Here is a 24,717-nt window from a genome sequence, read left to right as displayed (position 1 = left end):
CAGAATCGCCAACCCGAAGGCTCTCCATGCGCTGTCCCTATTGCCAATCCGAAGATACGCAGGTGAAGGATTCGCGCCCCGCGGAGGATGGCGCGGCGATCCGCCGGCGGCGCGTCTGCCCGGATTGCGGTGGGCGTTTCACCACTTTCGAGCGCGTCCAGCTGCGCGACCTCGTTGTGGTGAAGAAGTCCGGCCGCAAAGTGCCGTTCGACCGTGACAAGCTCTTGCGTTCGGTTGAGATCGCGGTGCGCAAGCGCAATGTCGATCCCGAGCGCATAGATCGCGCCGTCACCGGCATCGTGCGCCAGCTCGAAAGCTCCGGCGAGACGGAAATCGGCTCGGGCGAGGTCGGCCGCCTCGTCATGGAGGCGCTGAAGTCGCTCGACGACGTCGCCTATGTCCGCTTCGCCTCGGTCTATCGCAATTTCCGCGAGGCCAAGGATTTCCATGACGTGCTGGGAGAACTCAAGGGTGACGAGCTCAAGGGCGACGAGCTGAAGAGCGAAGAGGACGCCGGCTGAGCATGGCAGCGCCTGGCAAAGCTGAGCAGGAAGCTCTCGATCGCCGCTTCATGGCTGCCGCGTTGCGGCTGTCGCGCAGAAATGCCGGCCGCACCTCGACCAACCCGTCGGTCGGCACGATCATTGTGCGCGATGAGGGCGCTGGCCCGATGATCGTCGGCACCGGCGTCACCGCCGTCGGCGGCCGGCCGCATGCCGAGACCGAGGCGCTGGCTGAAGCGGGCGAGCTCGCGCGCGGCGCCACGGCTTACGTCACGCTGGAGCCTTGCGCCCATCATGGTCGCACGCCGCCTTGCGCCAATGCGCTGGTCAATGCCGGTGTGGTGCGCGTCGTCGGCGCCGCCAGCGACCCCGATCCGCGTGTCTCCGGCAAAGGCTACGCCATCCTGCGCGCCGCTGGTATCGAGGTGGTCGAAAAGGTGCTGGCCGCGGAAGCCGCCGAGCAGATGGCCGGCTATCTGATTCGATCGCTGAAAAAGCGTCCGGAAGTGATTCTGAAGCTTGCGCTTTCCAGCGACGGCAAGATCGGCAGGCATGGCGCCGGCCAGGTCACGATCACCGGCGACATCGCCCGCCGCGAAGTCTATCTGATGCGGGCCGAGGCCGACGGGATTTTGGTCGGCATCGGCACCGCGCTGGAGGATGATCCGGCGCTCACCGTGCGGCTGCCGGGGCTGGAAAACCGCTCGCCGGCGCGCATCGTGCTCGACCGCCAGATCAGGCTGCCGGAAGCCTCGAAACTGGTCTCCGGCATCGACAGGGTGCCGCTCTACGTCGCCGCCTGCCTGGAGGCCGACCCGCTGCGGCGGTCGGTGCTTGAGCGCACCGGCGTGCGCTTCATCGGCACCGAGACCCATGAAGGGGGCGTGGCCTTGCCGGAACTGCTCGAGGATCTCGGCGCGCTCGGCATGGCCAGCGTTCTGGTTGAAGGCGGCGCCAAAGTAGCGAGCGCCTTCCTGACAGAGGGGCTTGTCGACCGCATCGTGCTGTTCCAAGGGCCGGAGGCGATCGGCGAGGACGGCATTGCATCGCCCATCGACGCCAACCATATCCCGGCAGGCTTCCGCAAACTGCGCGATATGCGCTTCGGCGAAGACGGGTACGCCGAATGGATAAGGGATTTCTGATGTTTACCGGAATTGTCACGGATGTCGGTACGGTCGCCGCGGTCAGGCCGCTTAAGGAAGGCGTCGGCCTGCGCATCGACACCGCCTGTGACCCCGCGACAATCGCCATTGGCGCATCGATCTCTTGCGGCGGCGTCTGCCTGACGGTCACGGCCCTGCCGGACGGCGGCTCCAACGCACGCTGGTTCGAGGTCGAGGCCTGGGAAGAGGCGCTCAGGCTGACCACGGCGTCAGGCTGGAAATCCGGCACCAAGGTCAATCTGGAGCGGGCGCTGAAGATCGGCGACGAACTCGGCGGCCACATTGTCTCAGGCCACGTCGACGGTATGGCCGAGATTGTCGAGCGCAAGGACGAGGGCGATGCCGTGCGCTTCACGCTCGAAGCACCGCGCGAACTGGCAAAGTTCATCGCGCCGAAGGGTTCCGTTGCGCTCGACGGCACCTCGCTCACCGTCAACAAAGTCGAAGGCACCCGTTTCGACGTGCTGTTGATCCACCATTCGCTGACCGTGACCACCTGGGGCGAGCGCAACGTCGGCGACCGCGTCAATCTCGAGATCGACACCATGGCCCGCTACGCAGCGCGGCTGGTCGAGGCGGCGAAAGAGGGTTTGTAGCGACAGTCGATATTCCGCGAGCCCAAGGCGGCAAATTGATCGTCGCCTTGGGAGCCACTGCTTCAGCTCGCAGCTGGGGCGTTCACCGCAAGTTGCGCCATGAAACCCCTGATATAAGCGGGCCGCGCTTCCCCGCGAGCGACGTAGGCTGCCAGGTTTTGATATTCGTCCAGAATGCCTGACATTCTCAGCCGCAGCAGCACCGATACCATCAACAAATCGCCCGCGCTGAACGCACCATCGAGCCAGTCGGCGGCGCCCAAATGAGCCGAAAGCATGTCCAGCCGGGCGCGAACACGGTCCTTTACCAGCGGCAAGCGCTCCTCGCTCCAGGGCTTGTCAGCTTCGAATATTCTTGCCGTCGTCAGTTCGAGGATCGGCGGCTCGACGGTATTGAGGGCGGCAAACATCCACGTGATGGCGCGCGCACGCGCATCGCGATCCCTGGGCAGCAGACCCACATGCTGCTCGGCAAGATGAAAGACGATCGAACCGGTCTCGAACAGCGACAGGGACCCTTCCTCATAGGTGGGGATCTGGCCGAAGGGATGGATGGCCAGATGGTCAGGCGCCTTCATCTTTGCGAAGGAAACAAGACGAACCTCATAAGGCTGCCCCACCTCTTCGAGCGCCCAGCGAACGCGTGTATCGCGCGCCAGTCCCTTGCCGCCATCGGGCGATCGTTCAAAGGCCGTGATGGTGATTGTCATCGTATCCGTTTCCTTGCCTGGGCGAATTTCTTCGGCTTCCTATCGTTAAGACGAATAAGCCTGCCGAAAGTCGACATCGGTCTTGAACTATTTCATTGCCGGGCACGGATCGGGAATGCCGGCTTCCGATCGAGGTCGTAAGAGCGCGGAAATTGGCCTGGCCCTTCGGACAAAGCTTGCGAATGCGGCCGCTTCGGCCTAAGTCACCGGCGACCCCCGGAGACATTTATGGCTGGCACATCCCAACACGGCAAAGCGTTCATCCGCCCGAAGAAGAAGGCGCACCTTCTGATCATCGAGGCACGTTTCCATGACGATCTTGCCGACGCGCTTCTCGACGGCGCGACAAACGCACTCGACGAAGCCGGCGCGACCTATGACGTCGTTACCGTTCCCGGTTCGCTGGAAATTCCTGCAGTGATCACTTTTGCGCTCGACGGCATGGGCGAGGGCGGCAAGGACTACGATGGTTTTGTCGCGCTCGGCACCATCATCCGTGGCGATACCTATCACTTCGATATCGTCGCCAATGAATCGAGCCGCGCGCTGATGGATCTGTCGGTGCAGGAGGCGATTGCGATCGGCAACGGCATCCTGACCACCGAGAACGATGCGCAGGCCTGGACGCGCGCCAAGCGCTCGGAAGGCGACAAGGGCGGCTTTGCCGCGCGCGCCGCACTCACCATGATCGCGCTCAAAGAGCAATTGGGAGCGCAATCGTGAGCGAACCCGCTTCGCCCGGTCCGCGCCACGCCAACAAGCGTGGCGCTGCCCGTCTGGCCGCCGTGCAGGCGCTTTACCAGATGGACTTGGCCGGCAGCGGCGTCTTCGAGATCACCGCCGAATACGAGGCCTTCCGGCTCGGCAAGGAAGTCGACGGCGCGCTTTACCGCGAGGCCGACGCGCAATGGTTCCGGGCCATCCTGACTGGCGTCGTCGAGAACCAGAAAACCATCGATCCGATCATCCGCCAGGCGCTGACCGAGGACTGGCCGCTGTCCAGGCTTGATTCGACACTGCGCGCCATCCTGCGCGCCGGTGTCTACGAACTGATGAAGCGCGACGACGTGCCTGTGGCTGTCATCGTTTCGGAATATGTCGACATCGCCAAGGCCTTCTACGAGGAAGACGAGCCGAAGCTGACCAATGCCGTGCTCGATCGCGTGTCGCGTCGCGTGCGCGGCGAAGGGCGCGGCAAGGACGCGTCGTGAAGGTCGCGGTTGCCGCCGGAGCAGCGAGGGAGGCGCGCCGCACGGCAATCATCCTGGCGGCCTCGCAAGCGATCATCGGTTCGGCCGCGCCGATTGCCATTTCCATGGGCGGGCTGGCCGGGCAATATTTGCTCGGTCCCGACAAGTCGTTGGCGACAGCGCCGATCACCGGCTTCAACATCGGCGTGGCGCTCGGCGCATTGCCGGCTGCCGCTATCATCCGCTGGCTTGGCCAGCGCGGCGGCTTCATGACCGGCACCATCGTCACCGCGCTTGGTGGCGTTATCTCGACGCTGGCACTGTTCCAGGCGAGCTTCTGGCTGTTTGCTTTCGCACTGCTGGTGATCGGTGTCGGTGGCGCCTTCGTCCAGCAGTTCCGCTTCGCCGCCGCCGACAATGCGCCGCCGCAATTCAAGGCGCGCGCCATTTCCTTCGTGCTGGCCGGCGGCATCATCACCGCCATACTCGGGCCGCAGATCGTTATCTTCACCCGCGAATTGCTGGCGCCGGTTATGTTTGCCGGCTCGTTCGCGGCCATACCGGTGCTGGCGGCGATTGGGGCGGCCATTCTCTGGTTGCTGCGCATCCCGGCCAAGGCCACCGGCCATGCTGAAACTGTATCCAGCGACGCCCGGCCACTCGCAGAAATCGTCACCCGGCCGCGTTTCGTCGCTGCGCTGTTTTGCGCCGTCGGCAGCTATGCGCTGATGAGCTTCGTCATGACCGGCGCGCCGCTGGCCATGGTCGGCTGCGGCCTGTCGACGGACGACGCCACGCTTGGCATTTCCTGGCATGTGATGGCGATGTTTGCGCCGAGCTTCTTCACCGGTTCGCTGATCCATCGCTTCGGTGCCGAACGCATCGTCGCCACCGGCCTGGTCCTGCTCATCGGCTGCGCCGCGGTGGCGTTGTCTGGCCTGCATCTCTGGCAGTTCTGGACGTCGCTGATCCTGCTTGGCCTCGGCTGGAATTTCGCCTTCATCGGTGCCACCGCCATGGTCGCGGACAGCTATCACCCGTCCGAAAAGAGCAAGGTGCAGGGTTTCCACGACTTCGTCCTGTTCGGCTCCGTCGCCTTCGCCTCGCTGATGTCGGGTGCCATCTACAATGCCTGGGGCTGGGAGATGCTGAACTGGCTGGTCTTCCCGGTCGTCGCCCTCTGCTTCGTCGCGCTTGGCGCGCTCAAGATGACGGGTATGCGCAAAGCCCGCGCCTGATCCGATTCTATCTTTGGCTTGACACGGCCTGTCAGCATGGCGCCGGCCGGAATCGCGGCGACCGCACAAAATTATTGCGTCTGCGCCCATTGTTATGAAACCGTGTGCCCCGACGGGGCGTTGAAGCCATGCTCATATGCGGCCGCCGCATTCCGGTTCAAAGCAAGAGGTTTTCATAATGTTTTCAGTCAAGGTTCTGGCCAGCGCGGCATTGGCGCTTGGCATCACCGCGGCTTCCGCCAATGCCCAGGTCGTCGTGTCCTCGAAGATCGACACCGAGGGCGGCGTGCTCGGCAACATCATCCAGCTTGTGCTGAACGCCAACAACATCAAGACCACCGACCGCATCCAGCTCGGCGGCACGCCGGTGGTGCGCAAGGCGATCACCGCCGGCGAGATCGACATCTATCCCGAATACACCGGCAATGCCGCCTTCTTCTTCGAGAAGGCCGACGATCCGGTCTGGAAGGATGCCGCCAAGGCCTATGAGACGGCCAAGAAGCTCGACTACGACGCCAACAAGATCGTCTGGCTGTCGCCGTCGCCGGCCAACAACACCTGGGCGATCGCGCTGCGCAAGGAGGTTGCCGAGACCAACAAGCTGGCGACGTTGACCGATTTCGGCAAATACGTCGCCGGTGGTGGCCAGGTGGTGCTCGCGGCCTCGGCCGAATTCGTCAATTCGGCTGCGGCACTGCCGGCCTTCCAGACCACTTACGGCTTCACGTTGAAGCCGGACCAGCTGATCACGCTCTCGGGCGGCGACACCGCGGCGACCATCGGCGCGGCCGCCAACCAGACCAACGGCGCCAACGCCGCCATGGTCTACGGCACCGATGGCGGCATCGCGCCGTCCGGTCTGGTCGTGCTCGACGACGACAAGGGCGTGCAGCCGGTCTACCAGCCGGCGCCGATCATCCGCGAGGCGGTGCTGAAGGAGCATCCCGAGATCGAGACGCTGTTGAAGCCGGTCTTCGCCAAGCTCGACCTCGTCACGCTGCAGGAACTCAACGGCCGCGTCCAGGTCGGCGGCGAGCCGGTCAAGGGCGTCGCCGAGGACTTCCTGAAGAAGAACGGGTTTTTGAAGTAGTCAGCGCACCGAAAGGTGGCGTTGGTGCCAAACACCCCCCTCTGTCCTGCCGGACATCTCCCCCTCAAGGGGGGAGATTGGCAGTTCCCGCGTCCCGCTTCTGTCTCCGGCGTTGGAGATTGGCGAAAGCCGGCGCGAAATCTGATCTCCCCCCTTGAGGGGGAGATGGCTGGCAGGCCAGAGGGGGGTGCCTCGCGCAGAGCTTTCCCTCCTGCATCCCGCTCAGAGCACACCGCTCCGCACGAGTGGGCCTCATGACCCCGCGTTTCGACAAGCTCGGCGTGGTCATCGCGGCGATCGTTGCCTATGCGGCTTTCTTCGCCTCGTTCGCCACCTTCCGCGCCAACCGCATCGTGCCCGGTGAGGCGCGTTCGATACTAGAGGCGTTGCCCGCGGCTGTCGGGCCGCTGCTGCTGGCGATCGTCGTCGTGGCCGCGATGATTGCCCTGCTGAAAACCCCGCTGGTCCTGCGCCTTGTGGCAAGCGTGGTGGCGCTTGCAGCCCTTGCCATTTTGATCGGTGTCGCCGGCACCTTCCTGACGCCGGCGGGCAACACCTTCGCCCGCATCTCACCGGCCTCCGGCTTCTGGCTGCTGATCTTCGCTTTCACGCTGCTACTCGCCGATGTGCTGACCAGGCTCAACCTGTCGCCTTTGGCCCGCGTCGGCGTGCTTGTCGTCGCTGCTCTTGCCATCGGCCTGCTGTTGGTATCGGGTCAGTGGGACAGCCTGTCGATCCTCAAGGAATATGCCAACCGCGCCGACAGCTTCTGGGCCGAAGGCTCCAAGCACATCACGCTGGCGCTGGGATCGCTGGCGGCGGCGGTGATCGTCGGCCTGCCGCTCGGCATTCTGTGCCATCGCGTCGAACGGTTGCGCGCCGGCGTGCTCAATGTGCTCAACATCGTCCAGACCATTCCCTCGATCGCGCTGTTCGGCCTGTTGATCGCGCCGCTCGGCTGGGTGGCAACCCATGTGCCGGGTGCTGCAGCGCTCGGTATCCGTGGCATCGGCACCGCGCCTGCCTTCGTCGCTTTGTTTCTCTATTCGCTGCTGCCTGTGGTGGCCAACACGGTGGTTGGGCTTGCCGGGGTACCCCGCGCGGCCAACGATGCCGCGCGCGGCATGGGCATGACCGATCGCCAGCGCCTGTTTGGCGTCGAGTTTCCGCTGGCCTTTCCGGTCATTCTCACCGGCATCCGCATCGTCCTGGTGCAAAACATCGGCCTGGCCACCATCGCAGCACTCATCGGTGGCGGCGGCTTTGGCGTGTTCGTGTTCCAGGGCGTCGGCCAGACGGCGATGGACCTGGTGTTGCTCGGCGCCGTGCCGACGGTGGCACTGGCCTTCGCCGCCGCCATCATCCTCGACGCAGTCATCGAAATGACCGCCACCAAGCGCAGGGTTGAAACGGCATGATCGAGATCGAAGGCATTACCAAGCGCTACGATGCGACGACCGTGGTCGACGACGTGTCGATGGTCATCGAGCCCCGCACGGTCTGCGTCATCGTCGGCACCTCCGGTTCCGGCAAGACGACGCTGCTGCGGATGATCAACCGGTTGGTCGAGCCGACCGCTGGTGTGATCAAACTCGACGGCAACGACAACCGATCGCTGCCGGGCTACGAGCTGCGCCGCAGCATCGGCTACGCCATCCAGGGCCACGGCCTGTTCCCACACCGCACCGTGGCGCAGAACATCGCCACCGTGCCGGTGCTGCTCGGCTGGGACAAGGACCGCATCAAGTCCCGCGTCGAAGAGCTGATGACACTCTATCAGCTCGACCCCGAGGCCTATGGCCCGCGCTATCCGCACGAACTGTCCGGGGGGCAGCAGCAGCGCGTCGGCGTCGCCCGTGCGCTCGCCGCCGAGCCCAACGTGCTTCTGATGGACGAGCCGTTCGGCGCGCTCGACCCGATCATCCGCACCAAGGCGCAGGAGGATCTGCTGGCGATCCAGAAGCGCTTCGGCACCACCATCATCCTCGTCACCCACGACATGGAGGAGGCGGTGCATATGGGCGACAAGATCGCCGTCATGGATTCTGGCAAGCTGGTGCAATATGCCAAGCCGGAAGAGATCCTGGCGCGGCCTGCTAGTGCCTTCGTCGAAACCCTGGTCGGCGCCAGCGAAAAGCCGTTCCGGCTTTTGTCGCTCGGCCGCGTGCGCGACGCCGTGGAAAAGGGCACCGCCGAAGGCGAGGCGATTCCCGGCGATGCCAGTCAGCGCGATGCATTGGCGGAGCTTCTGTGGTCAGGCCGGCCGGCGCTGCCGGTCAAAGACGAAGACGGCAAGCCGCTCGGCCGCGTCACCGTCGACGGGCTGGTGAAGCGCGCGGCGAGGCCGGCATGAAAGCCTGGCTGCCTTCGCTGCTCAGGCTGGCCTTGGTGGTGTTGCTCGTCGCCTTCGTCACCAATCCCGGCTGGTTCGAGCCGCTGTTGAAGCCGCTGACCGAAAACAACGCGCCGGCGATCTACAATCAGGGCAGCCTGCTGACGCTGACGCTGCTGCATCTCAGGACCGTGTTGATCGCCACCGTGGCCGCCACCATCGTTGCCGTGGCACTCGCCATCCTCGTCACCCGGCCGGCGGGGGCCGAATTCCTGCCGCTGTCGCGAAGCCTGGTCAATATCGGCCAGACCTTTCCGCCGGTGGCGGTGCTGGCGCTCGCGGTGCCCGCCGTCGGTTTCGGCGAGAAGCCGACGCTGATTGCGCTGTTCCTCTACGGCCTGCTGCCGATCTTCGAGAACGCGCTGACCGGGCTGACGACGCTGCCCGGCAATGTCATGGAGGCCGCGCGCGGTGCCGGCATGACCGGGTGGCAAAGGCTGATCAGGGTCGAATTGCCGCTCAGCGCCCCGGTCATTCTGGGCGGCATAAGGCTGTCGGTGGTGATCAGCCTGGCCACCGCAACGATCGGCTCGACGGTTGCCGCCAAGACGCTGGGCGAGGTGATCATCGCTGGCCTGCTGTCGAACAACCTTGCCTTCGTCCTGCAAGGCGGCCTCATTGTCGCTGCCCTTGCCGTGCTGATCTATGACGGCCTGTCGGCCATTGAGCGCTACACCGCGCGCCGGATGGGGCAGGCGACCGGCGACTGATCTTCCGCTGGACTGCCGCCACGATTGACTGACGCCGCGTCATTTCAATCGATCTAATAGCGAGGCATCGGCGACGGAAATGTTCTGGCCCAAACCTTTTGGCTGAAAGCCGGGCAAAAACCGAACAATATCTTGACGTTCCGAGCCCTGTTTCGCATACACCGCTGCGAAGGACGGATTCCGCCTGCCGGCATCCGCTCCCCGTCTCAACGGCCCAGGGAGGGGTTCTTTTGGGCCATCAATCGAGGAAAATTCGGCAATGACCATCATTTCTGCCGTCATCGCCTGCGGCTTGCTTTCAATCCTTTACGCCATCTGGGCGACACGATCGGTCCTTGCAGCCGATCAGGGCAATGCACGCATGCAGGAAATCTCCGCCGCCATCCGCGAAGGCGCGCAGGCCTATCTGGCGCGCCAGTACACCACCATCGCCATTGTCGGCGTGGTCGTGCTCATTCTCGCCTGGTGGCTGCTCTCGATCACCGCCGCGGTCGGCTTCCTGATCGGCGCCGTGCTCTCGGGCGCCGCCGGCTTCATCGGCATGCACGTCTCGGTGCGGGCCAATGTGCGCACCGCGCAGGCAGCGTCGAACAGCCTCGCCGCCGGCCTCGACATCGCCTTCAAATCGGGCGCCATCACCGGCATGCTGGTGGCTGGCCTCGCGCTGCTCGGCGTGTCGATTTACTACTATATCCTGACCGGCCCGATGGGCCTGCAGCCCAATGACCGCATCGTCATCGACTCGCTGGTTTCGCTCGGCTTCGGCGCTTCGCTGATCTCGATCTTCGCCCGTCTCGGCGGCGGCATCTTTACCAAGGGCGCCGACGTCGGCGGCGACCTCGTCGGCAAGGTCGAAGCCGGTATTCCCGAAGATGATCCGCGCAACCCGGCCACCATCGCCGACAATGTCGGCGACAATGTCGGCGACTGCGCCGGCATGGCCGCCGACCTCTTCGAAACCTATGCGGTGACCGTCGTCGCCACCATGGTTCTGGCCGCCATCTTCTTCGGCGGCACCGCCGCTCTGGGTGCGGCGATGCTCTATCCGCTCGCCATCTGCGGCGCCTGCATCCTGACCTCGATCGTCGGCACCTTCTTCGTCAAGCTCGGTTCCAACGGCTCGATCATGGGCGCCCTCTACAAAGGTCTGATCGTCACTGGCTTGTTGTCGATCGTCGGCCTCGGCGTCGCCACCTCGGCAACCGTCGGCTGGGGCGAGGTCGGCACCGTTGCCGGCATGACCATCATCGGCAAGAACCTGTTCATCTGCGGCCTGATCGGCCTCGTGGTGACCGGTCTCATCGTGGTGATCACCGAATACTACACCGGTACCGGCAAGCGCCCGGTGAACTCCATCGCCCAGGCTTCGGTGACCGGTCACGGCACCAACGTCATCCAGGGTCTTGCGGTCTCGCTGGAATCGACAGCACTGCCGGCAATCGTCATCGTCGGCGGCATCATCTCGACCTACCAGCTTGCCGGCCTGTTCGGGACGGCGATCGCGGTTACCACCATGCTCGGCCTTGCCGGCATGATCGTCGCCCTCGACGCCTTCGGCCCGGTCACCGACAATGCCGGCGGTATTGCCGAAATGGCCGGCCTGCCCAAGGAAGTGCGCCACTTCACCGACGCGCTCGACGCGGTCGGCAACACCACCAAGGCGGTGACCAAGGGCTATGCCATCGGTTCGGCCGGGCTCGGCGCGCTGGTGCTGTTTGCTGCCTATTCGAACGATTTGAAGTTCTTTGCCGCCAATGGCGACAAATATCCTTACTTCCAGGGCATGGGCGATGTCTCCTTCGATCTCTCCAACCCCTATGTCGTCGCCGGTCTGATCTTTGGCGGCCTCATCCCGTATCTGTTCGGCGGCATCGCCATGACGGCCGTCGGCCGCGCGGCCGGCGCCATCGTCGAGGAGGTGCGCAAGCAGTTCCGCGAGGATCCGGGCATCATGGCCGGCACCTCCAAGCCGAACTATGCGCGCGCCGTCGACCTTCTGACCAAGGCTGCGATCCGGGAAATGATCATCCCCTCGCTGCTGCCGGTTCTGGCGCCGCTCGTCGTCTATTTCGGCGTGCTGTTGATCTCGGGCTCGAAGGCGTCCGCCTTTGCAGCCCTCGGCGCTTCGCTGCTCGGCGTCATCGTCAACGGCCTGTTCGTCGCCATCTCGATGACGTCCGGTGGCGGCGCCTGGGACAACGCCAAGAAGTCGTTCGAAGACGGTTTTGTCGACAAGGACGGCGTCAAGCACCTCAAGGGTTCCGAAGCGCACAAGGCTTCGGTGACCGGCGACACGGTCGGTGATCCCTACAAGGACACCGCAGGTCCTGCGGTCAACCCGGCGATCAAGATCACCAACATCGTCGCGCTCCTGCTGCTGGCCGTGCTCGCGCACGGCTAGGGCAACGCCACTGCTTCGGGAAAAAACCCGCGGGAGCGATCCCGCGGGTTTTTGTTTGAGAGTGCTGGACGGACGCGGGAAGGCTTTCTTAGACCGCATCCGGCTCGGTGCCGGCATCGCCGCGCTTGCTGTAGCGATCGAGCAATTCGCTTACGCCGGGCTCGCGCTCAGGCATCGGTGCCAGGCCACGCAGCCGGCGCAGTTTGGCGACGAAGGCACCTCGCTCATACTTGCGGCGGAAGGCGCGGGCGCGGGGATGGATGCCAAGAGCCGCCATCAACCTGCGCCTGAGATAGCTTGAAGCCGCCAGGCGGGCGGGTTCGCGTGCGCGACCAAGGATGTTCACGCGCAAGGCGTCCGGCGCCTGCATAGCGTTCAAAAGGTCCATCTGTTCCTGCGCACTGTCGTCGAGATAAGAACCTTTGCGGATTCCGGAATGCAGTTTGATCACCGTAAGATGCGGCATCGTCGCGATCACCGCCCGCTTGCGCCACGCCCGAAACAGCCAGTCCTGCGAACTTTCGCAAAAGCATTGGCTAGCCGGCCGCCAGGGTCCGAGCAGGCCGAACGAAGCGCGGCGGAACATTTGCGCCGAGCCAAATCCTTCCGTCGTGACCGGGTCGTAAAAGCCGTCCTTGCCGAACCCGAAGATCGAATTGATGGGATCGCCGGCCGCCGATGGCGGTTGAATGACGGCGCCGCGCGCCAGCACCACGTCGGCGCCCGTCGCATCGATCCAGCCGGTCATCGCCGCCAGATGGTCGGGAAACCACAGATCGTCGTGGTTGAGCAAGGCGACGAAGCGGCCACGCGCCCTGGCAAAGCCGATATTGTTAGGGCCGGACTGTTCGCCGAAATTGACTGGAAGATCGATGTAGACGATGCGGGCATCGCGAAATTCAGCGACGACGGCCGCCGTATCCGACCTGCAATCATCGCCGATGACCAGGGCTTCCCAGTCTTGCTGCGTCTGGCGCATGAGGCTGGTCAGCGCCTGCCGCAGTGCCGCCGGGCGGTTGTGGGTTGCGATCACGACCGAGACCAGCGGTTCGCCGCCGACCTGATCGCGCTGCCCGGATGCTTCCACGCTACACCAGTTTGTAGGGAATGTGGTCGGTATCCGGCGGCAGGCGCCAGTGATCGGGCTGGTCATAGGCATAGGCCTTGTCGACGAGATTGAGCAGCACTGCCGTTTCCGGCCCAATTGAGACGACGCCGTGCCATATGCCGGGCGGAATGATGATGACCGCCGGGCGCAACGGGCCGATAATCTTGTGCCAGACGGCGCCGAAAGTCGGCGAGGCCTTGCGTCCGTCAAACAGCGAAATGCGAACGCTGCCGACGCAGCAGAACAGCCGATCGGTTGTCACCGCATGGGCATGCCAGCCTGTCACCGCACCGGGATACAAGGTGCGTTGGAAGACCTGACCGACTGGCTCCGCATCGAGCTCCCACTCCTCGCGAAAAATCTCGGTCAGATAGCCGGTGGAGGTTGCGACCGGCCTGATCTCCTTGACCCTCACGCCATCGATCGCCACCGGCTCGATGGGCATCCAGTCAGGCGTGACCACTTGGCCGTCGGCCGTTCCGGTCGCCATCCAGCCGGTCGGTTTTGTCTGGTTTTTGTCCTGCACGGGTGCTCCCAATTCAGCGTGATGCCCCCATTGGCCAGCACGGTCTGATACGAATTCGACCGGTCGCTGGCAAGTATGCCTCAACGTCTGCAGACGGGTTTCGACCTCGCTGCGCTTGATGTTTCTGATACGGCCGAAGGGCCGCATTGCCCAAAACATCGTTCCGTCCTGCCCAAGCCCGAGCCATCAGCCTCCTTTAATACCCGACCATTGGCCAGGGCGTTGCGATTGACGCGGTGTCCGGCTGGCCCTCGCGGCGACTACGAGCAGGGAAAAGACATTTCGGGCAGGGAAAAGACATGGACATTTTTTTGATGACGTCTTCGCTTGCGCTGGCTGGAATTATTGCCGGCATCTACGTCTCGGGCGTAATCCACGACTTTCGCATCGATGATCTCACCGCCGGCCAGTACATGGCCATGCATCAGATGCGTGACAGGACGTTTACCCGGGTGATGCCGGTCGTCAGGCTGACGACGCTGGTGCTGATCGCGGCGATGGCGATGTTTGCGGTCGATACCGGCCTGCCGCGCATCCTGACCATCGTCGCCGCGGCGCTGGTGGTGATCGACATTGGCTTCACCGTCAGCCGCCAGGTGCCGCTCAACAAACAGGTCCAGAGCTGGACGCCGGTGACCATTCCCGATGATTGGGCGCAAACGCGCGACCGCTGGGCGGCCAACCACAATCTGCGCCTTGTACTCGGGCTGGCTGAGTACGCCTGCCTGTTTGCCGCGGTCATCCTGACGCTCAGCCGGTGATTCCGTTTTTGCGAAACGCTGCGGCATGGGCCGGCGCTGGCCGCTCGTGCCCGCTTTTGAAGGAGAAACAGACGATGCCGGTTCTGCTGGTTACCGAGATCGAAGGACAGACCCAGGCGGGTTACGAGAGCGTGCTGGTCAAGGTCGGCGATGCCGTCAGGCAGTCGCATGGTTTTGTCCTGCACGCCTCCCACCCCACCGAGCAGGGCTGGCGCGTGGTCGAGATCTGGCAGTCGAAGGAGGCCGCGACCCTTTTCTTCTCCGCCCATGTCGCACCGAACCTGCCCAAGGGCATCAGGCCGAAGATTTCGTTCCACCAGTTGCACAATCTGGTCAGGCCCTAGACCGGCGGTAACCAACGACAGAGCTCGGTCGCCGATCGATCGGGCAGATGCGGGAGGCGAATAGACCCGTGAACTGGATCGATCTCATCAGCTGGAGCGACGTGGTCGGCTATGCCGGAACCGGCTTCACCATCATGGCCTATTTGATGAGGCGCATGTTGCAGCTGCGCGTGGCCGCGGTGCTGAGCAGCGTCGCGCTTCTTGTCTATGCCGTTCTGACCTCTTCCGGGCCGATTATGGTCATGGAATTGATCCTGCTGCCGATCAACAGCTACCGCCTGATCGAGTTGCTGAGACCGCCAGGTAACCTGGCAGTTCCGCCGCGGCGCCACGCGATGGTTACATCCCGGGTCCAGAAAACACCTCACTGACAAGGTGGCTGTGACGGGCCGTATTGAAAGACAGGACTATTGCCATGCTGCACCACGCTTCATTCAACGCCCGCGATCCCCAGGCCGTCGCCACCGTTCTTGCCGAAATGCTTGTCGCCACAGCGGTTCGCGCGCCGTCGCCGCCATTCCCGCAGGGCGCATGGTTCGTCTGCCTTGGCGATGATTTCGGCTCGCTGATCGAAATCCTGCCTTGCGGCACGGTTCTGGACCAGAAGGCGCCGCTCGGCATTGGCTTTGATCCGCACATGCGCCTGCGCTCCGGCTCGCATGTGCTGCTCAGCACGCCCAATTCGACCGAAACCATCCAGGGCATTGCCGCCCGCACGGGTTGGCACAGCGAGCTGGTCGACGCGCGCCTGTTCAAGGTGCTCAAGGTCTGGGTCGAGGACGAAACCCTTGTCGAATTCCTGACGCCCGAGATCGCACCGCTCTACCGCACGACATTCGGCTGGGGCGGCATGGCGAGCCTCAACATCAAGCTGCGCGAGTTGGAAAGCCAGATGGCGGCAGCCCTTGCGGCCAAAGCCGCGAGCCAGTCGGGTCGCAAGGATGAGCTGGCCGACGCCATAAGTCGGTGAACACCGGAAGCTCAGAAACACCTTCAGATGCGCACCAGAGTAGAGTTCCCAACCGTCTCTGAGATCAATTGTCGCTGGCTTCCGCCTTCAGCCAGTTGATGAACGATCTGGCAGGCTCCCAGGCCGAGATGGACGGGTGGATGACGACATAGTGGTTCCAGTTCGTCGGTATGTCCGTTGTCAGGAGACGGACGAGCCGGCCGGTGCGCAAATCGTTCTCGACCAGTGATTTCCTCGCGATGGCGACGCCCAGTCCGCTTGCCGCCGCTTCGACGGCCAGCAAAGTGCCGTTGAGATTCATGCCGTCGCCAACCGTATCCAGCGGCAGATTGTTTCTCTCGAACCAGTGGCGCCAATTGGCGCCGCTCTCGTCATTTTCGGCTGTTGTGTCGAGGATGCGAAACAGTGGCAGCACATCGTGCTGGTCTCTGACAGGGCCGTTGGCGGCGAGATAGTCGGGACTGACGACTGGAAAGATCGCGTCGCCCATCAGCCATTCGGTCTCGACGGCCGGATAGTGTCCACCGCCGAAGCGCAAGGCGATGTCGACGGTTCGCTGCGAAAGGTCGACAACTGCAAGATCGGCGTTGATGTCGATCTCTGTTTCGGGATGCTTTTTGCGAAACCTGTGCAGGCGCGGCGCCAGCCAGCGCACAGCATGCGAAGGAATGGCGGTGACCCTCAGCCTCGTGCGTTCACTGCGCGCCACACTGGCGATCGTGCTCTGGATCTCGAGCAGAGCCCGCCGCACCCCCGCCGCCAGTCTTTCGCCTTCAAGCGTCAACTCGACGCGGCGGACATGGCGGGTGAACAGGAGCACGCCGAGATCGGCCTCAAGGTCGGCAATCCGATGGCTGAGCGCACTCGCCGTGACATTCAACTCCTCGCTGGCGCGTTTGAAGCTGCCCAGCCGGGCGATGACCTCGAAAGCCCGAATGGATTCCAGCTGTGGAAGTCGTTTCGTCATTTGGCGCGACCCGATCCGTCCATCCATTCCATGGGCATGGATGAGCATTCCTCATTCATAGCGTCGTAAATAGTCTTTTGTCCAGATGCGCAAATCACTGTAGCCATCCACTGCCCCCCGGATTGCCGCCGTCGGAATGAGAGGCCCGTTCATGGAACGAGCCTCGACCACGAACGACTGTGAAACGATGACAATCGCTTGGGAGTACCCCATGACCATTCGACCACCTGAGTTTGCTTATGCACGCTTTTCAACAGCCATGTGGCCGCGAACTGAATGGCGTGGTGTCTATTGCGACCTGTTGCGTCGGATGGTGACCGACATGGATTTCAACGTCACCGAGGAAAAACTCTCCGTCGACGCGACCATCCTACGGCTGCCGGGGGTCGGCGTCGCCGATTCCAGGACCACCGCCTTCCGCACCACCCGTTCCCGGGCAATGGCCAAGGGGACGGATGATTACATTTTCTTCATGTGTCTCGAGGGTGCTGCCAGTTTCTCGCATCTAGGCCGCGAGGCCAGCATCGAGGCCGGCCAGGCCATCCTTCTGTCCTCTTCCGACCCGCATGTGATCGAGAGGGCAATGTCGCGTCATCTCTTCATCACCATTCCGAAGGCGGCCCTCGGGCCCATGGCTGCGAACGCGGATGCCGTCCTGATGACGCCGATGTCGTGCGTGGGCGAGAAGTTCGGGTTGCTGGCCAGCTATGTGCGCCTGCTGATGCAGGAGCCGGACCTTGCCGCATCCGAACTGTGCTGGCTTGCCGCCAATCACATACAGGACCTCGTTGCGGTCACCATCGGGGCAACGCAGGAAGCCACCGAGGTCGCCGCAGGGCGCGGTATACGTGCCGCGCGGCTGCGCGCCATCAAAGCCGATATCGAAAGCAATCTGGCTTCCGGCGACGTCGGCTCCGACGCGCTGGCCGGGCGCCACCGCGTCAGCCCGCGCTATATCAGAAAGCTGTTCGAGGGTGAGGGGACTTCACTGTCGCAGTTCGTGCTTGGCCGCCGGCTGGCGCTGGTTCACCGCGTCCTGCGCGACCCCCGCCTTGCCCATCGCACCATCGGCGCCATCGCCTTCGATGTAGGGTTCGGCGATCTGTCGACCTTCAACCATGCTTTTCGCAGGCATTTCGGCATGACACCATCGGAAGCGCGGCGAAGCGCGACGGGCGAGGCGGCGACGTGACCTCAAAACAAAAGCCCGCAGGATCGCTCCCGCGGGCTTTTGGTCGCCTGAGATGATGTTGCTTCGAGGGAAGCAAAAAGCGAGAAAATCTTGGAGGAAGCGGCCGCTTCTTCTTAGGCGCCGCCACCACCGGGGATGCCGGGCGCGAGCTTGCTGGCGCCGTTGATGATCTGGCTGAGGAAGTTCTGGTCCTTGCCGCCGGTCGGCGTGGTGCGCGAGACGAAGTCGAAGATCTTGCCGTCCTTCAGGCCGTAATTGGCGATCTGGGTGACGCGCCCGTCTTCGCCGAAATAGACCGCCAGCACTTTCTGGTCGACCAGGTGCGGCTTGTCGAAGGCGACATAGCGCTTGCGCGTCTGCGAGATGTAATAGAAGGCTTCATTGTCGAAAGTTGCCGTCGTCGACGGCGTGCCGAGCGCCAGAAGCACCTGTTCGCGGCTGGAGCCTACCGGCACCGAGTCAACAGCCTGCTGGTCGATGACATAGCCCTGCGTCAGCGTCTCGCCCGGGGTAAGGTCGCCGAACATTTTGGACGAATTGCAGCCTGACAGCGCGGAAGCCACCAACACCAGCGAAACCGCCGCGGTAGCCCCGGGCAGCAAAGTCGACTTGAATTTCAGCGCGCGCAACAACAACTCCATTAGCTGACCGCAACTTGCGCTGGGCGGCAAAACCGGTAAACCAGCTTGCTTGCCGATGCAACAAGGCCAATTCAAACAAAAGGTCCCCAGGAGACCACCCTCAATGTTCCAGCGCCTTTTTGGCCGCGAACGCAACGCCAACCGCGCTATCACCGAGGCGCTTTACGCACAAATCGTGGCAGCGGCGCGGCAGACTGTGTTTTATTCCGACTGGAATGTGCCGGACACGCCGCTCGGCCGTTTCGAGATGCTGTCGCTGCACATGTTCCTGTTTCAGCACAGGCTGCGCGGCGAAGAGGGCGTCGCGCAAGAGGTCGCACAGGTGCTGATCGACGAGTTCTTTCTCGATGTCGAGCATTCGCTGCGGGAGCTGGGCGTTGGCGATGTCGGCGTGCCGAAGCGCATGAAGAGGCTGGCGAAAATGTTCTACGGCCGTACCGCCGCCTATGACGACGCGCTGGAACGCCGTGACGGCGATGCGCTTGCTGCCGCCCTGGCGCGCAATGTCAGGCCCGACGCCGGCGCCTGGCCGCAGGCCCTGCCGCTGGCGTCCTATGTGATCGATGCCGCAAGGCAGCTTGAGGCACAGCCGTCCGAATCGATCCTCTCCGGCACGGTGGCGTTTCCCGTCGCCAAGATACAATGACGGCAAGGCGCAATGAAGGAAATCAAGAGGGAGGCTGAGATGAAACATGCGGACACGCCGAGCCCGGTGTCATTCAAGGCCAATGTCGGTCGCCTGCCGCAAAAAGGCCTCCCGGTGGTGATCGATGCCGACCCAGCGCAGCGCGCCGCCCTTGCCGCAGAGCACGAGCTGCTCTCGGTCGAAAACTACCGCGCCGAGTTGCTGGTGGCGCCGTGGAAGCGCAACGGCGTCAAGGTCAGCGGCCGCGTCGAGGCCGATATCACCCAGGCCTGCATCGTCACCCTTGAGCCGGTCGCGGCCCATATCGACGAGGAGGTCGAGGCGCTGTTCCTGCCGGAGCAATCCAAGCTCGGACGGCAAGGTTTTGAAGGCGGCGGCGAGATCCTGATCGACGCCGAAGGGCCGGACAGCCCTGAAACATTCTCCGGCGACACGATCGATGTCGGCGCGCTCGCCGAACAGTTCTTCGGGCTGGCGATCGATCCCTATCCACGCAAGGCAGGCGCCTCGCTGGAGGCGGCTGGCCCGGACGAGCCGGTAGAGAACGAATTCCAGCAAAAGCTGCGATCCTTGCTTAGAAAATCCTAAAACACGACGCGATCGGAGAAAAGTCGGTTGTGCGGCAGCCCAAAACCGCTATTTTCGCCGAACCTTCGCGAGCCCCCGAATTTCGCGAGTTCGTATTTCGCGGGCCACGAGCCCTGGCCCAAGCTAGTGAGATAAAGACCGCGTGATCAGGATTTCCATCGATGCCATGGGTGGCGATCACGGGCCAAACGTGGTCATCCCGGCACTCATGACGGTCGCTGTCAGGCGTCCCGACATTCGCTTCATCATCTATGGCCGCGAGGAGATGGTGCGCCCCGAGCTCGCCAAATTCCCCAAACTGGCCGAGGTCAGCGAGTTCCACCATTGCGAGATCGCGGTCAGGATGGACGACAAGCCGAGCCAGGCGCTACGCCATGGCCGCTGGAAGTCGTCGATGTGGAAGGCGGTCGAAGCGGTCAAATCAGGCACGGCGCAAGCCTGTATTTCGGCCGGCAATACCGGCGCGCTGATGGCGATGTCGAAATTCTGCCTGCGCACCATGGCCACCATCGATCGCCCGGCGATCGCGGCGATCTGGCCGACGATGCGCGGCGAGAGCGTTGTGCTGGACGTCGGCGCCACGATCGGGGCCGATGCGCACCAGTTGATCGATTTCGCCATTCTCGGCACCGGCATGGCGCGTTCGGTGTTCGGCATCGACCGGCCGAAAGTCGGCCTGCTCAATGTCGGCGTCGAGGAGATCAAGGGCCAGGAAGAGGTCAAGGAAGCCGGGCGCATGCTGCGCGAGGCCAATATGGCTTCGATGAATTATCACGGCTTCGTCGAGGGTGACGACATCGGCAAGGGTACGGTCGATGTGGTCGTCACTGAAGGATTTGCCGGCAACATCGCGCTCAAGACGGCGGAAGGCACGGTGCGCCAGATCTCAGGCTATCTGCGTGCCGCGATGAACCGCACGCTGATGGCCAGGATTGGCTATGTCTTTGCCAAGGGCGCCTTTGACCGCTTGCGTGAAAAGCTCGATCCGGGCCGCTCCAATGGCGGTGTCTTCCTGGGTCTGAACGGCATCGTGGTGAAAAGCCATGGCGGCGCCGATTCGGACGGTTTTGCGGCAGCGATCGAGCTTGGCTACGATATGGTGCGCAACAATCTGATCGACCGCATCGAAGCCGATCTCGATCTGTTCCATGCGCGCAATCCGCATGCCCAGGCAAACAGGAAAGCCGACGCCGCCGTCGACGCAAAGGAATAGGGAAAGAACCTTGATCAGATCAGTCGTGCGCGGCACCGGTGCCGCGCTGCCCCGCCGCATCATGAAGAATGCCGATTTCGAAGGCATGGTCGAGACCTCCGACGAGTGGATCGCCCAGCGCACCGGCATCCGCCAGCGCCATATCGCCGCCGATGACGAAACGACGGCATCGCTCGGCGAGGCCGCGGCGCGCGCGGCACTCGACAGCGCCGGCCTGACGCCCGCCGACATCGACGTTATCGTGCTGGCGACCTCGACGCCCAACAACACCTTTCCGGCGACCGCCGTCGAGATTCAGAACCGGCTCGGCATGCATCACGGCTTTGCCTTCGACATGCAGGCGGTGTGCTCGGGCTTCGTCTATGCGGTGACCACCGCCGACCTCTACATCAGAGGCGGTCTCGCCAAACGCGTGCTGGTGATCGGCGCCGAAACCTTTTCGCGCATCCTCGACTGGAGTGATCGCTCGACCTGCGTCTTGTTCGGCGACGGCGCCGGCGCCTTGGTGCTGGAAGCGGACGAGGGCGCCGGCGGCATTGCCGACCGTGGCGTGCTGGCGATGAGCCTGCGCTCCGACGGCGCCCACAAGGACAAGCTTTTCGTCGACGGCGGCCCCTCGACCACCGGCACGGTCGGGCACCTCAGGATGGAAGGCCGCGAAGTGTTCAAGCACGCCGTCGGTATGATCACCGACGTCATCGAGGCGACGTTCTCGCAGGCCGGTATCACCGCCGACGACCTCGACTGGTTCGTGCCGCATCAGGCCAATAAACGGATTATTGACGCTTCGGCCAAGAAGCTCGGGATTGCCGAACAAAAGGTGGTGGTCACCGTCGATTTGCACGGTAACACCTCGGCTGCTTCCGTGCCGCTGGCGCTTTCGGTGGCCGTCGCCGACGGCCGTATCAAGAAGGGCGACCTCGTGCTCCTGGAAGCGATGGGCGGCGGCTTCACCTGGGGCGCGGTTCTCGTTCGCTGGTAAGTGCCAAACGGTCCGGTTTCGGTCCTTGACCTTGCCGGATCAATTACTTAGGCTCTGCCTTTACCTGTATCGATTTATGTTTTTAGAGCTGATGGGACGGTCGCATGGGGGGAAAGACACTTACGCGCGCCGACCTTGCCGAAGCTGTTTACCGTAAGGTCGGCCTGTCGCGCACTGAATCGGCGGAACTCGTCGAAGCGGTGCTGGACGAAATCTGCGAAGCCATCGTACGCGGCGAGACGGTGAAGCTGTCATCCTTCGCCACCTTCCATGTCCGTTCCAAGAACGAGCGCATCGGCCGCAATCCCAAGACCGGCGAGGAAGTGCCGATCCTGCCGCGCCGGGTGATGACCTTCAAGTCGTCGAACGTGCTGAAGAGCCGCATCCTGCGCTCGCATCAGAACAGCAAGGCCAAGGGCGGCAAATAAGTCTTCTGCAGCAATTCCAGGAAAAGTGTGAAGCGGTTTTCCCGGGAAAGCGCGTAGCGCTTCCCTAGGGAATTGCGTCAAGGACACACAAGCTTCGGTTGAAAACGGCCGCCGGTTTGACGCCGGGCTTGAATGTTGTTTCATAAACCGCTGAAATAATACTCGATTCGGCAGACTAGGCCGGATCTCCGTCCAGCGTGAGGATTTCGCCCATGGACAAGAGCCCCGACGCTTTCCGCACCATCAGCGAGGTTGCTGAGGATCTCGATCTGCCGCAGCACGTGCTGCGCTTCTGGGAAACCCGTTTTAACCAGATCAAGCCGATGAAGCGCGGCGGCGGCCGCCGCTACTACCGGCCGCAGGATGTCGAACTGATCAAGGGCATCCGCCACATGCTCTACGACCAGGGTTACACGATCAAGGGCGTGCAGAAACTGCTGCGCGAGAACGGCAACCATTTCCTGGTCGCCATCGGCAATGGCGACATGGCGGCCGTCGAGGCGATCTCGCAGCGCAAGCAGGCCGATCAGGTGCCGCTGACGCCGGCCGCCCAGCCGCGCGGCATGGATGACGAGATGCTGGTTGGCCAGCCCAAGGTAAAACCCAGCCGCCGCTTTTTCGGCCTGGGCAAGACCGAGGAGGAAGGTCCGGTCCAGCCCGGCGCGTCGAAACTGTCGCGCGACAATCGCGCCTTGCTGCAGGAGGCGCTGTTCGACCTCTTGGAGTGCAAGCGCCTGCTCGACCAGGTGCGCTAGATCTTCGACCACTGCCTTAGGCAGCAAAATCGGAACCGGTTCTGCGGCCATGCGTTTGGCCTTCTCTGTGAAGAAGGAAAACAATCATGGTATCGTTTTCGACCCTCTCCGATGTCGATCTCGAAAAGCAGGTCGCGACCCTTTCCAAGGAGCTTGCCGCCTTGCGCAAAGTCGTGGCCAAACGCAGCGGCCCTTACTACGAGGACGGGCGCGATGCTGCCTCCGACTACTATGCGCAGCTTGCCGACCGCATCAGTGATGCCATGCCCGCAATCAGGAAGCAGGGCAGGGCGATTGAAAAGACGGCGCGCGATCATCCGGCGACGGCGGCTGCCGTGGGCCTGGTGGTGGTCGGTCTCGTCGCCAGCCTGTTGCTCAGCCGGCGCTAGAGCAATTCCAGGAAAGTGTGAACGGTTTTCCCGGGAAAAGCCCGTAGCGCTTTCCCTAGGGAATTGCGTAAAAACAAAGAGACTTCGCGCAAAGGAAATGGCGGCCGCCCCGTGGACGGCCGCCATTTCCTTGATCAGGGGCCGATTACTTGGCGAGCTTGATCTTGCCCTGCGGCGAAACCTGCGCGGTCTGGCTGCACTTGCCATAGACCGTGCCATTCTTGTCAGTGGCGTCGGTATAGGTGCCCTTGCACTCGATCGACAGCACCAGGCAATGGCCGGAGCCCTTGCAAACCGCGCCGCCGTCGCCGGTGGGATGCGTGCCGTTGGCGAAAGCCGAGGTCGAAACCGAGGCCGAACCGAAAGCCGAGACGACGAAGGCCGCGGCCAGCGTGATGCGCTTGAAGTTGGTCATTTGAGCATTTCCTTCTCTGGATGGGATCGCCGTCATGGCGTCCTTCTGGGTTGGGATCGCCTTCTTGGCGTCCATGCCGGGTTAGTGCGGCTCCCAGAACAAAGGTTCATGCGTGGTTCGAATTTTCTTCGCGTTTTTTCGCGGCGTCGATTTTTAGCCTCCGCCAACAGCCGGCACCTGGCGGGAACGGCTGGCATCGATCATGCATTTGGCGTGAAACGCGCTGGCATAGACGCGCGCCATGCCATGCGAAGGTCCACGGTGGTGTGCCGAAAATAGCCGGCCAAGACCGAGTCCGCCCCGGCTCATGTCAGGTGGCGGCAGCAGTCATTGTCGCCATCTTGGCACCGCGCTTTCTGCCCCGCCCGGCTGCGGCTATAACGCCAATCCAAAGATACCGGCGGAGGAGGCGGGGCGTGGTCGCAAATTACATCGACGAGTTCATCATGTTCTGCGTTGGGCTGTGGGTGACAGCCGTTGGCTTTGGGCTGCTCCAAAGTCCTTTTCAGGCTCGGTCAGGTCAGCAGCCGTGGTTGTTGCAGGTCGCGAAGCATTTCAAATGGATGGGACCGCTGTTGATTCTGATCGCGATAGTGCTCGCCTTCGCGGCGCCATCCTAGCGGGTTTTCGGCAACACACTGAGACACTGGCGGTGTCCTGCAGCATGCCTCGCAACCGCTGTGCTGCCTCGGCCTTGCGCCTGATACGTTCGTTGGTTGCTCGCCTTCTGGCGCATGGGCGCCATCGAATCCTGTCTTCATCTCACCACGTCTCGCCTGGCAAAAACCAACGGGAA

Annotated in this window: 31 protein-coding genes; 24 read left to right on the top strand and 7 right to left on the bottom strand. The window is 63.1% G+C overall.

All coding sequences use genetic code 11. The features are described from left to right. The first annotated feature begins 26 nt into the window (after nucleotides 1-26). From nrdR to H0241_RS26265, 3 genes are read left to right on the top strand one after another with little or no spacing between them, the layout of a single operon-like run. Nucleotides 27-521, top strand: a complete 495-nt coding sequence (gene nrdR, locus H0241_RS26275) for a transcriptional regulator NrdR (RefSeq protein ID WP_181060742.1) — start codon at nucleotides 27-29, stop codon at nucleotides 519-521. A 2-nt stretch (nucleotides 522-523) separates the two neighbouring features. Further along, a complete protein-coding gene (gene ribD / locus H0241_RS26270) occupies nucleotides 524-1,648 on the top strand; it encodes a bifunctional diaminohydroxyphosphoribosylaminopyrimidine deaminase/5-amino-6-(5-phosphoribosylamino)uracil reductase RibD (RefSeq protein WP_181060741.1) in 1,125 nt (374 codons plus the stop codon). Further along, nucleotides 1,648-2,265, top strand: coding sequence for a riboflavin synthase (locus tag H0241_RS26265; protein WP_181060740.1), 618 nt, complete (start codon nucleotides 1,648-1,650; stop codon nucleotides 2,263-2,265). Before ribD ends, H0241_RS26265 begins: the two co-directional genes overlap by 1 nt. A gap of 62 nt (nucleotides 2,266-2,327) precedes the next feature. Here the strand turns inward: H0241_RS26265 and H0241_RS26260 are convergent, their stop codons facing one another. After that, nucleotides 2,328-2,975, bottom strand: a complete 648-nt coding sequence (locus tag H0241_RS26260; RefSeq protein ID WP_181060739.1) for a glutathione S-transferase family protein — start codon at nucleotides 2,973-2,975, stop codon at nucleotides 2,328-2,330. A gap of 228 nt (nucleotides 2,976-3,203) precedes the next feature. Between H0241_RS26260 and ribH the strand changes: the two genes are divergently transcribed. The 7 genes from ribH (at nucleotide 3,204) to H0241_RS26225 (ending at nucleotide 9,595) form a co-directional block, all read left to right on the top strand. After that, nucleotides 3,204-3,698: a 6,7-dimethyl-8-ribityllumazine synthase gene (gene ribH / locus H0241_RS26255; protein ID WP_181060738.1), complete on the top strand. Its 495-nt coding sequence runs from the start codon at nucleotides 3,204-3,206 to the stop codon at nucleotides 3,696-3,698. Further along, nucleotides 3,695-4,186: a transcription antitermination factor NusB gene (nusB, locus tag H0241_RS26250; protein ID WP_181060737.1), complete on the top strand. Its 492-nt coding sequence runs from the start codon at nucleotides 3,695-3,697 to the stop codon at nucleotides 4,184-4,186. The genes ribH and nusB overlap by 4 nt, the downstream gene beginning before the upstream one ends. After that, nucleotides 4,183-5,403: an MFS transporter gene (locus H0241_RS26245; protein WP_181060736.1), complete on the top strand. Its 1,221-nt coding sequence runs from the start codon at nucleotides 4,183-4,185 to the stop codon at nucleotides 5,401-5,403. Before nusB ends, H0241_RS26245 begins: the two co-directional genes overlap by 4 nt. 178 nt (nucleotides 5,404-5,581) lie before the next feature. Next, entirely contained in the window at nucleotides 5,582-6,493 is a 912-nt protein-coding gene (osmF, locus tag H0241_RS26240; RefSeq protein WP_181060735.1) for a glycine betaine ABC transporter substrate-binding protein OsmF, read from the top strand. A 254-nt stretch (nucleotides 6,494-6,747) separates the two neighbouring features. After that, a complete protein-coding gene (locus tag H0241_RS26235; RefSeq protein ID WP_181060734.1) occupies nucleotides 6,748-7,911 on the top strand; it encodes an ABC transporter permease in 1,164 nt (387 codons plus the stop codon). Further along, nucleotides 7,908-8,846, top strand: a complete 939-nt coding sequence (locus H0241_RS26230) for an ABC transporter ATP-binding protein (protein WP_181060733.1) — start codon at nucleotides 7,908-7,910, stop codon at nucleotides 8,844-8,846. Before H0241_RS26235 ends, H0241_RS26230 begins: the two co-directional genes overlap by 4 nt. Continuing rightward, nucleotides 8,843-9,595 (top strand): ABC transporter permease, encoded by a 753-nt coding sequence (locus H0241_RS26225; protein WP_181060732.1) that lies wholly within the window; start codon nucleotides 8,843-8,845, stop codon nucleotides 9,593-9,595. The genes H0241_RS26230 and H0241_RS26225 overlap by 4 nt, the downstream gene beginning before the upstream one ends. A gap of 39 nt (nucleotides 9,596-9,634) precedes the next feature. Here the strand turns inward: H0241_RS26225 and H0241_RS26220 are convergent, their stop codons facing one another. Then, nucleotides 9,635-9,865: a hypothetical protein gene (locus H0241_RS26220; protein ID WP_181060731.1), complete on the bottom strand. Its 231-nt coding sequence runs from the start codon at nucleotides 9,863-9,865 to the stop codon at nucleotides 9,635-9,637. Between H0241_RS26220 and H0241_RS26215 the strand changes: the two genes are divergently transcribed. Beyond that, a complete protein-coding gene (locus H0241_RS26215) occupies nucleotides 9,855-11,996 on the top strand; it encodes a sodium-translocating pyrophosphatase (protein ID WP_181060730.1) in 2,142 nt (713 codons plus the stop codon). The two genes, H0241_RS26220 and H0241_RS26215, sit on opposite strands and share 11 nt — an antisense overlap. Nucleotides 11,997-12,084: 88 nt before the next feature. On the opposite strand, the gene H0241_RS26210 is transcribed toward H0241_RS26215, so the two are convergent. Together H0241_RS26210 and H0241_RS26205 are read right to left on the bottom strand one after the other, a co-directional pair. Further along, nucleotides 12,085-13,083, bottom strand: coding sequence for a glycosyltransferase family 2 protein (locus H0241_RS26210; RefSeq protein WP_328824832.1), 999 nt, complete (start codon nucleotides 13,081-13,083; stop codon nucleotides 12,085-12,087). Between the two features lies 1 nt (nucleotide 13,084). Next, a complete protein-coding gene (locus H0241_RS26205) occupies nucleotides 13,085-13,630 on the bottom strand; it encodes a dTDP-4-dehydrorhamnose 3,5-epimerase family protein (protein ID WP_328824831.1) in 546 nt (181 codons plus the stop codon). Nucleotides 13,631-13,929: 299 nt separating this feature from the next. Here H0241_RS26205 and H0241_RS26200 point away from each other — a divergent pair, with 299 nt between their 5' ends. The 4 genes from H0241_RS26200 to H0241_RS26185 all read left to right on the top strand — a co-directional run bounded on the left by H0241_RS26200 (nucleotide 13,930) and on the right by H0241_RS26185 (nucleotide 15,705). Further along, entirely contained in the window at nucleotides 13,930-14,391 is a 462-nt protein-coding gene (locus H0241_RS26200; RefSeq protein ID WP_181060728.1) for a DUF1772 domain-containing protein, read from the top strand. Between the two features lie 74 nt (nucleotides 14,392-14,465). Continuing rightward, entirely contained in the window at nucleotides 14,466-14,735 is a 270-nt protein-coding gene (locus H0241_RS26195) for a hypothetical protein (protein ID WP_181060727.1), read from the top strand. Between the two features lie 68 nt (nucleotides 14,736-14,803). Then, the gene (locus H0241_RS26190; protein ID WP_181060726.1) at nucleotides 14,804-15,106 is read left to right on the top strand and encodes a YgjV family protein; all 303 of its coding nucleotides are present in this window, start codon (nucleotides 14,804-14,806) and stop codon (nucleotides 15,104-15,106) included. A gap of 44 nt (nucleotides 15,107-15,150) precedes the next feature. Further along, nucleotides 15,151-15,705, top strand: coding sequence for a hypothetical protein (locus H0241_RS26185; protein ID WP_181060725.1), 555 nt, complete (start codon nucleotides 15,151-15,153; stop codon nucleotides 15,703-15,705). A gap of 64 nt (nucleotides 15,706-15,769) precedes the next feature. Here the strand turns inward: H0241_RS26185 and H0241_RS26180 are convergent, their stop codons facing one another. Further along, nucleotides 15,770-16,672 carry a LysR substrate-binding domain-containing protein gene (locus H0241_RS26180; protein ID WP_181060724.1) on the bottom strand — a complete coding sequence of 301 codons (903 nt, stop codon included), beginning with the start codon at nucleotides 16,670-16,672 and terminating at the stop codon, nucleotides 15,770-15,772. Nucleotides 16,673-16,883: 211 nt separating this feature from the next. Here H0241_RS26180 and H0241_RS26175 point away from each other — a divergent pair, with 211 nt between their 5' ends. Next, nucleotides 16,884-17,864 carry a helix-turn-helix domain-containing protein gene (locus tag H0241_RS26175; RefSeq protein WP_181060723.1) on the top strand — a complete coding sequence of 327 codons (981 nt, stop codon included), beginning with the start codon at nucleotides 16,884-16,886 and terminating at the stop codon, nucleotides 17,862-17,864. Nucleotides 17,865-17,977: 113 nt separating this feature from the next. Here the strand turns inward: H0241_RS26175 and H0241_RS26170 are convergent, their stop codons facing one another. Then, complete coding sequence (locus H0241_RS26170; RefSeq protein ID WP_235984483.1) at nucleotides 17,978-18,493, bottom strand: outer membrane protein assembly factor BamE; 516 nt, start codon at nucleotides 18,491-18,493, stop codon at nucleotides 17,978-17,980. A 115-nt stretch (nucleotides 18,494-18,608) separates the two neighbouring features. Here H0241_RS26170 and H0241_RS26165 point away from each other — a divergent pair, with 115 nt between their 5' ends. From H0241_RS26165 to H0241_RS26135, 7 genes are all read left to right on the top strand, one after another. Then, a complete protein-coding gene (locus H0241_RS26165; protein ID WP_181060721.1) occupies nucleotides 18,609-19,151 on the top strand; it encodes a ubiquinol-cytochrome C chaperone family protein in 543 nt (180 codons plus the stop codon). Nucleotides 19,152-19,190: 39 nt separating this feature from the next. Further along, a complete protein-coding gene (locus H0241_RS26160) occupies nucleotides 19,191-19,739 on the top strand; it encodes a YceD family protein (protein ID WP_181060720.1) in 549 nt (182 codons plus the stop codon). Between the two features lie 142 nt (nucleotides 19,740-19,881). Continuing rightward, nucleotides 19,882-20,952 (top strand): phosphate acyltransferase PlsX, encoded by a 1,071-nt coding sequence (plsX, locus tag H0241_RS26155; protein ID WP_181060719.1) that lies wholly within the window; start codon nucleotides 19,882-19,884, stop codon nucleotides 20,950-20,952. A 10-nt stretch (nucleotides 20,953-20,962) separates the two neighbouring features. Then, complete coding sequence (locus tag H0241_RS26150) at nucleotides 20,963-21,934, top strand: beta-ketoacyl-ACP synthase III (RefSeq protein ID WP_181060718.1); 972 nt, start codon at nucleotides 20,963-20,965, stop codon at nucleotides 21,932-21,934. A gap of 104 nt (nucleotides 21,935-22,038) precedes the next feature. Then, complete coding sequence (locus H0241_RS26145) at nucleotides 22,039-22,362, top strand: integration host factor subunit alpha (protein WP_006201891.1); 324 nt, start codon at nucleotides 22,039-22,041, stop codon at nucleotides 22,360-22,362. 212 nt (nucleotides 22,363-22,574) lie between these two features. Then, nucleotides 22,575-23,117: a MerR family transcriptional regulator gene (locus H0241_RS26140; protein WP_142868005.1), complete on the top strand. Its 543-nt coding sequence runs from the start codon at nucleotides 22,575-22,577 to the stop codon at nucleotides 23,115-23,117. Between the two features lie 86 nt (nucleotides 23,118-23,203). Further along, complete coding sequence (locus tag H0241_RS26135; protein ID WP_181060717.1) at nucleotides 23,204-23,506, top strand: DUF883 family protein; 303 nt, start codon at nucleotides 23,204-23,206, stop codon at nucleotides 23,504-23,506. Between the two features lie 145 nt (nucleotides 23,507-23,651). On the opposite strand, the gene H0241_RS26130 is transcribed toward H0241_RS26135, so the two are convergent. After that, the gene (locus H0241_RS26130; RefSeq protein WP_235984482.1) at nucleotides 23,652-23,921 is read right to left on the bottom strand and encodes a hypothetical protein; all 270 of its coding nucleotides are present in this window, start codon (nucleotides 23,919-23,921) and stop codon (nucleotides 23,652-23,654) included. A 416-nt stretch (nucleotides 23,922-24,337) separates the two neighbouring features. Between H0241_RS26130 and H0241_RS26125 the strand changes: the two genes are divergently transcribed. Then, complete coding sequence (locus tag H0241_RS26125; protein ID WP_181060716.1) at nucleotides 24,338-24,541, top strand: hypothetical protein; 204 nt, start codon at nucleotides 24,338-24,340, stop codon at nucleotides 24,539-24,541. Nucleotides 24,542-24,717 lie beyond the last annotated feature (176 nt).

Source organism: Mesorhizobium neociceri (genome assembly GCF_013520985.1).
Lineage (GTDB): Bacteria > Pseudomonadota > Alphaproteobacteria > Rhizobiales > Rhizobiaceae > Mesorhizobium > Mesorhizobium neociceri.
Note: the sequence above shows the minus strand (reverse complement) of the source record. Positions and strands in the feature narration are given on the sequence as shown.

Coding starts and splice junctions, on each gene's coding strand:
- nrdR (WP_181060742.1), top strand. CDS start 27: ATGCGCTGTCCCTATTGCCAATCCGAAGATACGCAGGTGAAGGATTCG.
- ribD (WP_181060741.1), top strand. CDS start 524: ATGGCAGCGCCTGGCAAAGCTGAGCAGGAAGCTCTCGATCGCCGCTTC.
- H0241_RS26265 (WP_181060740.1), top strand. CDS start 1,648: ATGTTTACCGGAATTGTCACGGATGTCGGTACGGTCGCCGCGGTCAGG.
- H0241_RS26260 (WP_181060739.1), bottom strand. CDS start 2,975: ATGACAATCACCATCACGGCCTTTGAACGATCGCCCGATGGCGGCAAG.
- ribH (WP_181060738.1), top strand. CDS start 3,204: ATGGCTGGCACATCCCAACACGGCAAAGCGTTCATCCGCCCGAAGAAG.
- osmF (WP_181060735.1), top strand. CDS start 5,582: ATGTTTTCAGTCAAGGTTCTGGCCAGCGCGGCATTGGCGCTTGGCATC.
- H0241_RS26235 (WP_181060734.1), top strand. CDS start 6,748: ATGACCCCGCGTTTCGACAAGCTCGGCGTGGTCATCGCGGCGATCGTT.
- H0241_RS26230 (WP_181060733.1), top strand. CDS start 7,908: ATGATCGAGATCGAAGGCATTACCAAGCGCTACGATGCGACGACCGTG.
- H0241_RS26225 (WP_181060732.1), top strand. CDS start 8,843: ATGAAAGCCTGGCTGCCTTCGCTGCTCAGGCTGGCCTTGGTGGTGTTG.
- H0241_RS26215 (WP_181060730.1), top strand. CDS start 9,855: ATGACCATCATTTCTGCCGTCATCGCCTGCGGCTTGCTTTCAATCCTT.
- H0241_RS26220 (WP_181060731.1), bottom strand. CDS start 9,865: ATGATGGTCATTGCCGAATTTTCCTCGATTGATGGCCCAAAAGAACCC.
- H0241_RS26200 (WP_181060728.1), top strand. CDS start 13,930: ATGGACATTTTTTTGATGACGTCTTCGCTTGCGCTGGCTGGAATTATT.
- H0241_RS26195 (WP_181060727.1), top strand. CDS start 14,466: ATGCCGGTTCTGCTGGTTACCGAGATCGAAGGACAGACCCAGGCGGGT.
- H0241_RS26185 (WP_181060725.1), top strand. CDS start 15,151: ATGCTGCACCACGCTTCATTCAACGCCCGCGATCCCCAGGCCGTCGCC.
- H0241_RS26180 (WP_181060724.1), bottom strand. CDS start 16,672: ATGACGAAACGACTTCCACAGCTGGAATCCATTCGGGCTTTCGAGGTC.
- H0241_RS26175 (WP_181060723.1), top strand. CDS start 16,884: ATGACCATTCGACCACCTGAGTTTGCTTATGCACGCTTTTCAACAGCC.
- H0241_RS26165 (WP_181060721.1), top strand. CDS start 18,609: ATGTTCCAGCGCCTTTTTGGCCGCGAACGCAACGCCAACCGCGCTATC.
- H0241_RS26160 (WP_181060720.1), top strand. CDS start 19,191: ATGAAACATGCGGACACGCCGAGCCCGGTGTCATTCAAGGCCAATGTC.
- H0241_RS26145 (WP_006201891.1), top strand. CDS start 22,039: ATGGGGGGAAAGACACTTACGCGCGCCGACCTTGCCGAAGCTGTTTAC.
- H0241_RS26140 (WP_142868005.1), top strand. CDS start 22,575: ATGGACAAGAGCCCCGACGCTTTCCGCACCATCAGCGAGGTTGCTGAG.
- H0241_RS26135 (WP_181060717.1), top strand. CDS start 23,204: ATGGTATCGTTTTCGACCCTCTCCGATGTCGATCTCGAAAAGCAGGTC.
- H0241_RS26130 (WP_235984482.1), bottom strand. CDS start 23,921: ATGACCAACTTCAAGCGCATCACGCTGGCCGCGGCCTTCGTCGTCTCG.